We start from the raw sequence: 14129 nt of genomic DNA, 5'->3' as shown, positions 1-14129 counted from the left end.
CTCCTCACTTGCGCAACCTTGGATCCAGTGCGTCTCTTAATCCATCGCCTAACAGGTTAAAGGAAAGCATTGTCATGCTTATGAAAAATGCCGGGAAGAAAAGCTGGTAAGGATATAGAAGTAGCACGTTTGTGGCATCGCTAGCCAGGGTTCCCCAGCTCGCCAGAGGAGGTTGTACACCAAGCCCTATATAGCTTAAGAATGCCTCTGTGAATATAGCCGCAGGTACGTCAAAAGTTATACTAACTATTATTGGACCAATAGTATTTGGTATTAAATGCTTTAAAATTATTCTTCCAGGAGATGCCCCCAAAGTCTTTGCTGCCATCACGAATTCCTGTTCCTTTAGTTGTAAAACTTGCCCTCTTACAAGTCTCGCCATCCCAACCCAACCGGTCATGACCATTGCGACGATTATTGTCACAACTCCTGGGCCCATAACAAGCATTAAAAGTATAACAAGAATAAGATATGGAATACCGTAGAGTACATCAACTATACGCATCATCACATTGTCAACTTGGCCGCCGAAATATCCAGAAATCCCACCGTATATGACTCCTATCACACCGTCTAATAATGCTGCCGCAATACCAATAGTAAGTGAAATCCTCGCTCCCATCCAGGTCCTTACAAAGAGGTCTCTACCCAGATAATCCGTGCCAAACCAATGTTCAGCAGAAGGGGGCCTGTTTGTCAGCAAGAGATTCTGGTCCGAATATTTATAGGGAAGTAAATAGGGACCTATAATAGCCATTATCCCCAAGAAAATCAGAAATGCCAGGGAGGCCATGGCCACTTTGTTCATTTTAAGCCTTCTCCAGGCATCTTGCCAGTAGCTCATACTGGGTCTTACTATGGCTTGGCTTTCTTCTACATTAGGTCCAACTATCTCAAACTTATCGCGCGTAATTTCTAACACTTCACTTACCTCCCTTAGCAAGTCTTATTCTCGGATCAACCAAACCGTAAGTTATATCTACTACAAATACTAAAAACACAAGTATAGCACTGTAAAAAATAGTAGTACCCAATATCATCGTGTAATCATTATTGTAGATACTCTGGACATAGTACTTTCCAAGTCCAGGAATACCGAAAATTCTTTCTACCACAAAAGTACCCGTAACAATACCAGCAGTCAAAGGTCCCATGACAGTTATGATGGGTAAAATAGCATTCCTTATCATATGCCTCCATACAATTTCAAAAGATGAAAGTCCCTTCGACTTTGCAGTTTTTATATAATCCTGTCCGATAACATCTAGCATGCTCGCTCTCATCAAACGCGAAATAATAGCTAATGAGGCAAAAGATAAAGCTATAGAAGGTAAAACCGTATGGGAGAAGGTCCCCCATCCAGATACAGGGAACAATTTCCACTTAGAAGCCAGCCAGAACTGAAGCAAAGTAGCGATTATAAAATTGGGAACAGATCTACCTATAACGGCAAGAATCATAGATACATAATCCCAAAAACCATTTCTATTGAGAGCCGCTACGATTCCAAGGAGAAGTCCCAAAAATACTCCTATTATAATGGACTGCATTCCTATTTGAAATGACGCAGGAAAGCCCGTTTTTATTATTTCATTAACCGTCCTGTTCAAATATTTTAAAGAAATACCCAAATCCCCATGAAGCAGATTCCGCAGATAATAGCCGTACTGGACGATTAAAGGCTTGTCAAGGTGGTATTTAGCAAGCATATTTTGCCTTATTTGCTCAGGTACTTTTTTCTCGCTTGTAAAGGGGTCACCAGGTATCATATGCATTAAGAAAAACGTCAAAGTTACAATGACCCACAAAGTGATGATCATGTATAAAGTCCGCTCTAAAGTATAGCGCAGCAAATCTTTACACCTCCAGAGAAGTTTTAATTTAAATATACAGCGAATATATATGGCTTAAAGCCATATATATTCGCGTATTTTAAAGATTATTCGTTATTTTTTGCCCTCAATGTAAGTCCACTTCATCTCCCAATCAGGTCCAAATGCTGGGAAGTAGAGGTCTTTTACATAGGGTTTCACTACATAAGCCCTTGCCTGGAACCAGAGAGGACCAATCGGCATATCCTGCATGAGTATTTTTTCTGCCTGAATCATTTCTTCCACTCTTGATTTTGGATCGCCATTTACCTTTGCCTGCTCTATCAGTTTATCATACTCTGGATTGCTGTAGAAAGCCGTGTTATTACCGTTATGAGTTTCCCACATATCGAGGAAAGTCATTGGATCGTTGTAGTCAGCACCCCAACCAGCCAAAACAATCTGGTAATCTCCCCTGTCCATCATGTCAAGTCTAACCTTGAAAGCCACATTCTGAATTTCTACCTGTACGCCAAGAGCTTGATTCCACATCTGCTGCAAAGCCACAGAGTATTTCTTTGCCGTGTCACTGTCTCCCGTCAGGAACTTTACTGTTGGTAGACTAGAAAGTCCAAGCTCTTCTAGCCCCTTCTTAAGGTATTCCTTAGCTTGAGCCACATCATTGTCTTTGAAGTAGCCAGGTCCTGCCTCACTTCTAAAATCTCCATTGTAACCTGGAATACCTGGAGGCACTATTGCTTCTGCAGGAATCGACCCGTTTTTCATAACTTCTTTTACGAAAAGGTCCCTGTTTACTGCAAGAGTAAATGCCTTCCTTATATTTGCATTCTTGAATATCTTATCCTTGTTGTTAAACTGCAAATACCAAACTGTAGCTAAGGCATAAGTGTGAAACTCCGGAGAATTTTTGTATTTATCTATATAATCTCCTGGTACGAAGATAGAATCCAATGCACCTGTATCATAGTTTTGGACAAGAGAGTTATTATCCTTAATCATTGAGAAGTTTATTTTATCAAGTTTGACATTGTCTTTATCCCAATAATTGGGGTTTTTCTCTAACACAATGTTCTGCTCATGGTTCCACTCTTTTATAATAAATGGACCGCTAAATACCATTGTACTTGGGTCAGAACCTACTTTGTCGCCGTATTTTTCATATACAGACTTTTCAAGTGGCAAATAGGTTACAAAAGAAGTGAGTCCTAAAAACTGAGGTGCTGGTGCCTTTAATGTTACCTGCAAAGTCTTATCATCTAGTGCTTTGACTCCAACGTTATCAGCGCTTCCTTTACCAGAGTTATACTCTTCTGCTCCTTTGATGTAGAAAAGCTGGTATGCATACTGAGACGCAGTTTTAGGATCTAATGCTCTTTTCCAGGCATATTCAAAGTCGTAAGCCGTAATAGGATTACCATCACTCCATTTAGCGTCTCTTAAATAGAAAGTGTAAGTTAGCCCATCGTCAGATATCTTCCAATCTTTCGCAAGCCCTGAACCTTTTTCGATTTTTCCATCTTTGTTGTACCTTACAAGCCCATCCAATACAGCGTTTAAAACAGTGATAGAAACTTCATCTGTAGCTTTTTGCGGGTCCAGTGTCGGTGGCTCTTCACCCAGGTTTAGATTGAGCACCTGCTCACTCTGTCCCTGCGACGAAGTAGCAGTACCGCCCTGATTACCACATCCAGCTAGCAGTGCTCCTAGCGCTAAAACCAGCGCGAGTGCTAAAACTACAAGCTTCTTTACTTTTATCATGCCCTTCTCCTCCTTTGAAATTTAGAATGACTTGACCCCCCTCTAAAGCTACATCATTCTCCTTGACCCATTCCCCGTATCGAAGGGCTTGCATACAGTTTGATATATAACATTTTATATCATTTAGTACAGAGAATCAATACACAAAAAAATGTATTTAAGAAAAGCTTTTCTCTATATAATTATTTATTAGACACAAAATCAAAAAATCCTTCAATTTTTTGTTGAAACTTAAAAATTTTTTGTTGAAAATTTATCATAAGTAAAAACTCAATAATAACTATAAAATAATGTAATTTTATTACACTAAAGTTTTATAAAAATAAATCGTTCCTTCTCCTCTAAATATTATGTAACTTTGTTTTGATTAAATCAAGAAAATATTTTGTAAAGTATAAAATCGTTGTTGAATTTCAAAAAAATTCAGCCAGGCTAGAAGCCCGGCCGAATTTCTTACTTGTTCTTTCCTTCAATGTAGGTCCACTTCCACTCGTTGTCTACGCCAACAGGGAATCTTACCCAATCATGAACATATGGTCTTTGCAGATATGCTCTTCCTCTGAAATAGAGTGGTCCTATTGGCATATCTTCCATGAGGAGCTTTTCTGCTTCATGCATTGCCCTCATTCTTACTGCATTATCATTTGTGGAGTTTGCCTTCTTTATGAGCTCATCATATTTTGGATTACTATAGCGAGCACTGTTGTTACCACCGCCAGTCACCCACAAATCAAGGAATGTCATTGGATCGTTATAATCTGCTCCCCATCCCGCATAAACTATGTCAAAATCTCCTTTGTCCATCATGTCGAGTCTTACTTTGAAAGCAACGTTCACTATATTGACCTTTACTCCTAGATTTTTATTCCAGAACTCTTGCAACACTTGTGAGTGCTTCTTTGCAGCATCGCTATCTCCTGCAACAAATTTTATCTCCGGCAATTTTTCAAGCCCTAATTCTTTAAGTCCTTTTTCAAACAATTCTTTAGCAGTTGCTACGTCATTGTCCTTAAAGTAGTTGCCGCCCTCTTTCCTGAACTCCTCTTTCTCCCCAGGAATGCCAGGAGGAACAAGGGCAAGAGCAGGAATTGATCCGTTCTTTAAAACATTGTCTACAAAAGCTTGCCTGTCTATAGCATATGTGAAAGCTTTCCTCAAGTTCACATTTCTAAATACCCCTGTTTCATTGTTAAACTGGAGATAGAAAGTCACCGCTTCTGCCATCTGATGGAAATTCGGATCATTCTTATACTTGTCTATATACTGGCCTGGCACGCCTATAGCATCGTATTCTCCAGCCTCATACTTCTGCACTATAGCATTTTCATCCTTTAACATATCCATGTTTATTCTTTCAAGTTTTACATTGTCTTTATCCCAATAATTGGGGTTTTTTACTAGCACTATATTCTGTTCGTGGTTCCACTCTTTTACCATGAAAGGTCCGGAGTAAACCATTGTATCAGGAGAGCTTCCATATTTGTCTCCAAATTTTTCAATCGCAGCCTTTTGGGCTGGTAAATAAGTCCCAAAAGCAGTAAGTCCTAAAAACTGAGGTGCTGGCCTCTCAAGTATGACCTCCAGCGTTTTATCGTCTAAAGCTTTAACTCCCACATCCTCAGCCTTTGCTTTTCCTGCGTTAAAGGCTTCCCCATTCTTTAAGTAGAAAAGCATGTAAGCATACTGAGAACCCGTTGCAGGATCCAGTGCTCTTTTCCATGCATATTCAAAATCGTGAGCGGTAATTGGAGTACCATCGCTCCATTTTGCATCTCTCAAATGGAAAACATACCTTAATCCATCTGGTGAAATCTCCCAATCAAGTGCCAGCCCTGATCCTTTCTCAACTTTCCCTTCTTTGTTGAGTCTAACCAATCCTTCCAAAGTAGCATTTAAAACATCAAAAGATACAACGTCTGTAGCCTTTTGAGGGTCAAGGTTCGGCGGTTCTTCCCCAAGGTTTATGTTCAAAACCTGTTCGTCTGTCAGCTGTTTCGAGGAGGTTTGTGTAGGTGCTGTAGGCTGTCCTGAACATCCTATGAAGAGAACAGAAGATAGGATAAACAGGAAAGTAAACATTAAAATTAAAGATTTTTTACTCATTAAACGGCCTCCCTCTCTTTTAATTTTATTATTAAAAAATTTCTCCCCCGAACGAACCAAAAAATCTCTCACCCCCAGCGTATTTCTTTACTTGTCCGTATATTAAATTATATTAGCCAAAACTTTTAAAATTCCTTCTACAAATTTAAATAAATTTTTTATTATCAAAATTGCAAATTCAAAAGAATAAATTATTATTTTACTATTCAAGAATCTCTAATAAAATTGGAAGAATTAAAATTTATTTTGAAATTCTCTATTCAACGCAAAAGCCCATGCGCCGCGGCGCGCAAATTTTAGATAAATTATATCATCAAGAAGGTATTTTGGCAATAATATTGTAGAAATTCAGTGAAAATTGTTTAAGGTTTAGATTGATATTGTAATTGTCAGATTATTAAAAAATAGCCTGCAATTTGTGCAGGCTATTTTGAAAGTTCTTCTTTTAGAAGCTGATTTGTAAGCTGCGGATTCGCTTTACCCTTCGTCTCCTTCATCACTTGCCCTACTAAAAAGCCCAATGCTTTCTCTTTCCCTTTTTTGTAATCTTCTACGGATTTTGGATTTTCTTCTATAACTTTTTTGACAATTTTCCTCAATTCATCTTCGTCGGCTATCTGCTTTAAACCCTTTTCTTCTACTATACTTTGTGGATCTTTACCTGTAAAAAACATTTCCTCAAAGACTGTCTTCGCGATAGATCCACTTATAACATTATCATCAACAAGTTTTAAAAGCTCTATTAGCATATCTGGAGTAACTGGCACTTCATCCATTTCTTTACCTGTATCATTTAAAAGGCGTGCAAATTCTCCCATCAACCAGTTGCTCACTATCTTTGGAGAGTGATAATTTGAAGCACACTTTTCAAAGAAGTCAGCCATCTTCTTTGAAGAGGTTATGACTTTAGCATCATATTCAGGCAAGCCATATTGCCTCATGAAACGCTCTCTTTTAGCATCAGGCATCTCCGGCAGAGTCTTTCTTATTTCCTCTTTCCATTCTTCTGTAACAATTATTGGCACCAAGTCAGGCTCTGGGAAATACCTGTAGTCATGTGCTTCCTCTTTGGTCCTCATTGGCTCAGTAATACCTTTTGCTTCATTCCATCTGCGAGTCTCCTGAACTATAGTACCTCCCTCTTCTAAAACCTTTATTTGTCTTTTTATCTCGTACTCCAATGCTTTTTGTACGGCTTTAAAGGAATTTAAATTTTTAAGTTCAATCTTTACTCCAAGTTCCTTTGTCCCAACGGGCCTTACAGAAACATTTGTGTCTACCCTCAATGACCCTTCCTGCATCTTGCAATCGGACACTTCTGTGTACTCTAATATGCTCTTTAATTTGACAAGATACTGATAAGCTTCTTCAGGGGTAGAGATATCTGGTTCTGAAACTATTTCAATCAAAGGAACACCAGCCCTATTGTAGTCCACTAATGACCCATCCGTGCCTTCATGAAGGAGCTTTCCAGCATCTTCTTCAATGTGTATCCTTTTTATACCTATTTTCTTTGTACCACCTTCTACTTCTATCTCTATGTACCCATTGCTGCAAAGTGGAAGGTCGTATTGGGAAATCTGATATGCCTTTGGAAGGTCGGGATAGAAATAATTTTTTCTGTCCATCTTGCTAAAATTAGCAATAGTACAATTCAAGGCAAGACCTGCCTTAACCGCGTATTCCACTACTTTTTTATTTAAAACAGGTAAAGTACCTGGCAGACCAAGGCATACCGGACATACCTGCGTATTTGGTTCGCTGCCAAATTTGGTGCTACATCCACAAAATATCTTGCTCTCTGTCAAAAGTTCTGCGTGAACCTCTAATCCGATCACTGCTTCGTAATTCATTCCTTTCCACCTCCTATAGCCTGCGGCTTGGCATCAAATTTGTAAGCCTTCTCAAAGGCATACGCCACATTTAATACAGTCCCTTCATCGAAATGTTTTCCGATTATCTGGAGTCCCACTGGAAGACCATCAGATAGCCCACAGGGTATGGATATAGCTGGAAGCCCTGCTATATTCACTGAAACCGTATATATATCTGCCAAATACATCGAAAGCGGATCATTTGCTCTTTCCCCTATTTTAAAAGCTACTGTGGGACTCGTTGGCCCTACTATCACATCGCACTTTTCAAAAGCCCTTTCAAAATCGTTTTTTATAAGGGTCCTCACTTTTAATGCTTTTTTGTAATAGGCATCATAGTAGCCAGAGCTTAAAGCATATGTGCCAAGCATTATTCTCCTTTTCACTTCTTTACCAAAACCTTCGCTTCTTGCAACCATATACATATCTATGAGGTCTTCATAATTTTTCGCAAAGTGACCATACCTTATTCCGTCATATCTAGCTAAATTCGAGCTTGCTTCTGCCGAAGCAATTATATAATATGCAGGCAGTGCGTATTCTACATAGGGGATTGAAATATCTACTATTTCTCCTCCCAAGTCTTCAAATACTTTTATGGCCTCTTCTACAGTCTTTTTTACGCCCTCCTCAATTCCAGATCCAAAAAATTCTTTTGCAACTCCTATCTTGAGTCCCTTTATCTCCTCCTTAAGATAGGAAGTATAATCAGGCTTGTCAATCTTTACAGAAGTAGAATCCATAGGGTCATGACCGGCAATAGAGTTCATCACAATCGCACAATCGGTAACATCTTTCGTAAATGGTCCTATCTGATCTAAAGAAGAAGCAAAAGCCACAAGTCCATATCTTGACACCAAACCATAAGTAGGCTTCATTCCCACCACACCACAAAGAGAAGCAGGCTGTCTTATAGACCCTCCTGTATCAGACCCCAAGGCAAAAGCTGCCTCCGAAGCTGCAACCGCTGCAGCAGAACCTCCAGAAGAACCTCCCGGAACTCTAGACAGATCCCAGGGATTTTTTGTTGTCTTGAAGGCAGAATTTTCTGTTGAAGACCCCATGGCAAATTCATCTAAATTAGACTTGCCCAGGATGACTGCCCCATCCCCTAAAAGCCTTTCTACAACCGTAGCGTTATAGGGGGGTATGTAATTTTCTAGCATTTTGGAAGAACAAGTAGTTCTTATGCCCTCTGTTGAAATATTATCTTTTATTATCACAGGAATCCCTGTCAGATCTTTTGCCTCTCCTTTTTTTATCATCTCATCTGCAATCTTGGCTCTTTGCAAAGCAAATTCTTCTGTCACTGTCACAAGAGCATCTATTTTAGGCTCTACTTCCTTTATTCTTTCGAGATATGACTCTGTAACCTCTTTGGCACTTACTTCTCTTTTATGGAGAAGTTTTTTGAGCTCGTGTATCGTCAGATTATATAACTCCAATTTACAAACCTCCTCACTCTATGATCTTTGGCACTTTAAAACAACCCTGCTCCGTAAAAGGAGCATTCATCAAGACCTTTTCTCTAGGCATGGAAGGCTTGACTTCGTCTTCCCTAAAAACATTATGTATTGGAACCACATGAGCTGTAGGCTCAACATTTTCTGTATAAAGCTCCTTCAACTTGTTAACATAATCCAGTATCTTGCCAAGCTCTTCCGCCATCACCTCTATCTCTTCCTCGTTAAATTTCAATCTGGCAAGCTTAGCAATGTGCTCTACTTCCTCCCTGCTTATCGCCATTTTATCACTCCCTTTATCAATTCTTCACATATAGTTTACCACAAAAATCTACGGTTGGATATCTCCTTTCAGCATGGCTTCAAATTCCTCTTCCCCAATTATCTTAACTCCAAGTTCCTGTGCTTTTCTAAGCTTGGAGCCAGGCTCAGAACCTACTACGAGATAGTCTGTTTTTTTGCTTACCGAATTTGTTACCTTACCTCCTCTCTCTACAATAAGCCTTGTCGCTTCATCCCTAGTGTAATTTTTAAGCGTTCCCGTAAGCACAAAGGTCTTACCTTCAAATATATTATTCACTTTAGCCGTAGAAAGCTTCTCCATATTTACTCCAGCTTCTTTTAATCTTTCTACTACCTTTCTATTCTGCTCTTGGGAAAAGAAAGTAACTATACTTCGCGCCATTTTAGGACCTACATCAGGAAGCTCAAGAAAATCTTCGTATTTCGCCTTCATTATGTTGTCCATGCTTTTAAAATGCTCTGCAATCACCTGAGCAGCCTTGCTACCTATCAAATTTATACCAAGGCCAAAAAGGAGCCTGTCCAAATCCCTCTTTTTACTTTTTTCAATTGCTTCCAGTAGATTTCTGGCAGATTTATCTCCCATCCTTTCAAGAGTAATTAAATCTCTATACTTAAGGTAGTAGAGGTCTGCCACATTGTGTATAAGACCTTTTGAAAGCAGCTGGTTCACTATAGCAGGGCCCAGTCCTTCTATATCCATGGCGTCTTTTGAAGCGAAATGAATTATCCTTCTCGCAATCTGAGCAGGGCAGTTAAGCCCCGTGCATCTTCGCACTGCTTCGCCTGGAAGTCTTATGGCAAGAGCACCACATTCGGGACATCTATCAGGCATGACAAATTCTCTCTCGTTGCCTGTTCTTTCTTCCTTGACCACCTCTACTACTTCTGGAATTATGCCACCTGCTTTATGCACAATCACTGTATCCCCTATTCTTATATCCTTTTCTTTTATGTAATCTTCATTGTGTAAAGTAGCCCTACTTACTACAGACCCAGAAATAACAACGGGCTCGAGCACAGCAGTAGGGGTAAGGGCACCTGTTCTCCCTACTTGTACTACTATGTCTAAAAGCTTGGTCTTCTTCATTTCTGCAGGGTATTTAAAAGCTATCGCCCACCTGTAGTCTTTAGCAGTCTGTCCTAAAATTTCTCTTTTATCCAATTCATTGACCTTCACCACAGCCCCATCTATATCGTAGGGCAAAGATTCCTTCTTTTCTCCTAAATCTTTTATGGCTTCAAGCACCTCTTCTATCGTAGAACACTCTTTTATAAGAGGAATAACTTTAAACCCCTGATCTTTCAGAAATTGTAAGGCTTCTACATGAGTTTTAAAAGACCTGCCTTCAATCTTTTGAAGGTTGAATATAAAAATGTCCAAGTCCCTTTTTGCAGTAATTTTCGGATCTAACTGCCTTACAGACCCAGCAGCAGCATTCCTTGGATTGGCAAAAAGAGGCTCTCCCTTTTCTGCCCTTTCCTCGTTCAACTTGGCAAAAGAAGCCTTGGGCATGAAGACTTCTCCTCTTACCACCACGTTAATAGGCTCTTTTAGCCTCAAAGGAATGGATTTTATCGTCTTTAAGTTTGGCGTCACATTCTCTCCTACAATCCCATCGCCCCTAGTAGACCCTACTGACAGTATCCCATTTTCATATACCAATTCAACGGATAAACCATCTATCTTGGGTTCAACGACATAACTCGTCTCCCCGACCGCTTCTTTCACTCTTCTGTCAAAATCCCTTATTTCTTCTTCTGAAAAGGCGTTGGAAAGGCTTAGCATAGGAACTATGTGAGTAAAAGGCTCAAACTCCTCAAGAGGCTCCCCCCCTACTCTTTGAGAAGGAGAGTCCTCTGTTTTAAACTCTGGATATTTCTCTTCCAGTTCTATAAGTTCCCGCATGAGCATGTCATACTCATAGTCAGAAATCTCTGGTTGATCCAAAACATAGTATCTGTAATTGTGATAATTTATCTTTTCTCTGAGCTCCTCTATTCTTTTTTTCGCTTCTTCCCTATCCATAAAATTCCCTCCGCCTTCATGAAATAGCTTTAATAGGAGCAAATTTTAAATCCAACTTTTTTATTCCTACATTCGGAAAAGCCACAGTAATCTCTTCCCCCTCGACTTTCACTACAGTTCCAATTCCCCATATTTTGTGCTCTACCTTATCCCCCAAAGAAAAACTTCTGTTGTAAGTCTCTGAAAAAGTCCTGACACCTGCGGTACCCTGCCTGGAGGACTTTTCTCCATGTTTTATCAGAAGGTGCTGAGGTATCTCGCTTATAAACCTGGAATAGGAAGTATACGAAGACCTTCCATATAGGTTTCTCTGCCTCGCATAAGTTAAATACAATTTTTCTTTAGACCTTGTGATTCCAACGTAGCACAGGCGTCTTTCTTCTTCTAAATCTTCGTAATTGTCAAAAGAATTGTAGGAAGGGAATAAACCCTCTTCCATTCCTACCATGAATACAACGGGAAATTCCAAGCCCTTTGCAGAATGCACTGTCATTAAAACCACGCTTTCACCAATTTCTCCTGCCATATCTATGTCAGATACCAGAGTGATACTAGAAAGGAAAGCCTCTAAGGACTTATCATCGGAAGATTGTTCGAATTCATATGCAGCATTTAAAAATTCACCTAAATTTTCTATTCGTTCCTCTGAATCTTCATAATCCTTTTTAAGTTCTTCTACATATCCTGTAGCATCCAGTATATATTTTATCAAATCGCTCACACTCATTGAATCTTTTTTAACCATAAGCTCCAAAATAAATTCTTTAAATTCCACTAAGCTTGCTTTGCTTCTCACATTTTTTACATGATCTATAGCAAAAAAAAGACTGGTATCTTTTTCTCTTGCCACATCCTCTAAAGCCTCAATAGTAGCAGGCCCAATACCTCTTTTAGGTACATTAACTATTCTTTTAAAAGAAATGTCATCATAGGGATTCACTATAAGCCTTAAATAAGCGAGTACATCCTTTATCTCTTTTCTATCATAAAACCTGAAGGCTCCTACCACTTTATACGGAACCCTAAGCTTTATGAGAACCTCCTCAAAAGGCCTTGACTGGGCATTTGTCCTGTAAAGTATGGCAAAATCCTTAAAACTCCTGCCTTCTCTCTCTTTTATCCTCATTATTTCTTGTATTACAAACTCTGCCTCTTCTCTCTCATTCTCCAGCTCACAAAGAATTATCTTGTCTCCCTCTTCATTTTGAGTCCAAAGCACCTTTTTCTTCCTATAAATATTATTGTCAATGACAGAATTTGCAGCACTGAGTATCGTCTTTGTAGACCTATAGTTTTGCTCCAATTTTATTACTTTTGCATCAGGATAATCTTTTTCAAAGTTAAGTATGTTCTTTATATCGGCTCCCCGCCAACCGTATATACTCTGGTCATCGTCTCCTACAACGCATAAGTTCCTGTGTTTTTGCGCCAGTAAATTGACAAAATAATATTGAGGGGCATTGGTATCTTGATACTCGTCGACCATTATATACCTAAATTTTCTCTGATAAAACTCTAAAATCTCTGGATTTTGCCTAAAAAGCTCTATAGTCTTTATGATTATGTCATCAAAATCAAGAGCATTTATCTTTTTTAGTTTTTCCTGATATAGCGCATAAATATCCTTTATCTTTCTGTTCCTATGGTTATCTTCAAAAAAATCTAGGTATTCATCCGGGTAAATCATTTTGTCCTTCGCAGAGGAGATGGCATTTAAGACGGACTTAACAGGGTATTGCCTTTCACTTAAGTTGAGCTCTTTTAAACATTCCTGTACCAAAGCCTTCTGATCAGTAGTATCAAAAATCACAAAATTCCTATCATAACCTATTTTGTCAATATCTCTTCTTAAAATCCTCACACAAGCCGAATGAAAAGTTGAAATCCACAGGTCTCCCACATACCCTAGCAGTTCTTCAACTCTTGACTTCATCTCTTCAGCTGCTTTATTAGTAAAAGTTATCGCAAGGATATTGTAAGGAGAAACTTTCTTTTCCTTTATGAGATAGGCTATTCGATAAGTTATAACTCTCGTCTTACCACTGCCAGCACCTGCCAAAATAAGAAGGGGTCCCTCCGTAGTAACTACTGCTTCTTTTTGCTTCTCATTCAAATCCGACAAAAAATCCCTCATTTTATTCACTCCAATCAAGTTTTAAAAAAGCCGGGAGTTAATCCCGGGATTCAGAGTCAGCTTCCAACCTTTCCAATATAATTTTATAACCATTTGCACCGTAATTCAATGCCCTGTTTACTCTACTTATTGTAGCAGTACTGGCTCCAGTTTTTTCTGCAATCTCTATGTAGGTCTTTTTCTGCCTTAACATTCTAGCAACTTCTAACCTCTGAGCTAAAGCCTTTATCTCATTTATAGTAGCAATATCTTCAAAAAATCTGTAACATTCCTCTATGTTCCTAAGCTTTAGAATGGCCTCAAAAAGTTGATCTACCAGCTTGTCCTTAATTTTAGATTCATACATACAAAATCCCTCTCTTAAAAAATTTAATGGTTTACACTAATATTGTAACCAATTAAAAACCAAATTTCAATACTTTAAAGCGATTTTTTATAACGTATACAGGCAAAAAATATATATAATTTCGTAGACAATACTATACTTAAAAATCAAATAAACTACTTGCTTTTGCGAGTGGTCTCAGACTGTTGACAAAGTGCTTCTTATTTAAGTGGCATTTTGTGTTAATGCTCCAGAGTTGCAAAGCGACTAAACTAAGGCTCACTTTTCAGGCTCAGGCGGGGTACCGG

The 14129-nt window shown here is 38.9% G+C and carries 10 protein-coding genes; all 10 read right to left on the bottom strand.

Annotation, left to right across the window (positions count from 1 at the left end):
- Positions 1 to 4: 4 nt before the first annotated feature.
- Positions 5 to 922, bottom strand: coding sequence for an ABC transporter permease (locus ACPLVE_RS05995; RefSeq protein ID WP_424610674.1), 918 nt, complete (start codon positions 920 to 922; stop codon positions 5 to 7).
- Between the two features lies 1 nt (position 923).
- Positions 924 to 1853 carry an ABC transporter permease gene (locus tag ACPLVE_RS05990; protein WP_424610673.1) on the bottom strand — a complete coding sequence of 310 codons (930 nt, stop codon included), beginning with the start codon at positions 1851 to 1853 and terminating at the stop codon, positions 924 to 926.
- 93 nt (positions 1854 to 1946) lie between these two features.
- The gene (locus tag ACPLVE_RS05985) at positions 1947 to 3590 is read right to left on the bottom strand and encodes a peptide ABC transporter substrate-binding protein (protein ID WP_424610672.1); all 1644 of its coding nucleotides are present in this window, start codon (positions 3588 to 3590) and stop codon (positions 1947 to 1949) included.
- Positions 3591 to 4043: 453 nt separating this feature from the next.
- Positions 4044 to 5693, bottom strand: coding sequence for a peptide ABC transporter substrate-binding protein (locus ACPLVE_RS05980; protein WP_424610671.1), 1650 nt, complete (start codon positions 5691 to 5693; stop codon positions 4044 to 4046).
- Between the two features lie 425 nt (positions 5694 to 6118).
- On the bottom strand, positions 6119 to 7546 hold the full coding sequence (gatB, locus tag ACPLVE_RS05975; protein WP_424610670.1) for an Asp-tRNA(Asn)/Glu-tRNA(Gln) amidotransferase subunit GatB: 1428 nt from the start codon (positions 7544 to 7546) through the stop codon (positions 6119 to 6121).
- The gene (gene gatA / locus ACPLVE_RS05970) at positions 7543 to 9012 is read right to left on the bottom strand and encodes an Asp-tRNA(Asn)/Glu-tRNA(Gln) amidotransferase subunit GatA (protein ID WP_424610669.1); all 1470 of its coding nucleotides are present in this window, start codon (positions 9010 to 9012) and stop codon (positions 7543 to 7545) included. Before gatA ends, gatB begins: the two co-directional genes overlap by 4 nt.
- A 13-nt stretch (positions 9013 to 9025) precedes the next feature.
- A complete protein-coding gene (gene gatC, locus ACPLVE_RS05965) occupies positions 9026 to 9313 on the bottom strand; it encodes an Asp-tRNA(Asn)/Glu-tRNA(Gln) amidotransferase subunit GatC (protein ID WP_424610668.1) in 288 nt (95 codons plus the stop codon).
- Positions 9314 to 9361: 48 nt separating this feature from the next.
- Positions 9362 to 11362, bottom strand: coding sequence for an NAD-dependent DNA ligase LigA (gene ligA, locus ACPLVE_RS05960; protein ID WP_424610667.1), 2001 nt, complete (start codon positions 11360 to 11362; stop codon positions 9362 to 9364).
- A gap of 16 nt (positions 11363 to 11378) precedes the next feature.
- Positions 11379 to 13496: a DNA helicase PcrA gene (pcrA, locus tag ACPLVE_RS05955; RefSeq protein ID WP_424610666.1), complete on the bottom strand. Its 2118-nt coding sequence runs from the start codon at positions 13494 to 13496 to the stop codon at positions 11379 to 11381.
- Between the two features lie 37 nt (positions 13497 to 13533).
- A complete protein-coding gene (locus ACPLVE_RS05950) occupies positions 13534 to 13842 on the bottom strand; it encodes a YerC/YecD family TrpR-related protein (protein ID WP_424610665.1) in 309 nt (102 codons plus the stop codon).
- Between the last annotated feature and the right edge of the window lie 287 nt (positions 13843 to 14129).

The sequence above is a fragment of the Caldanaerobacter sp. genome, assembly GCF_049701115.1.
Taxonomy (GTDB): Bacteria; Bacillota; Thermoanaerobacteria; order Thermoanaerobacterales; family Thermoanaerobacteraceae; genus Thermoanaerobacter.
The sequence above is the reverse complement of the archived record's forward strand: the minus strand, read 5'-3'. Positions and strand labels throughout refer to the sequence as shown.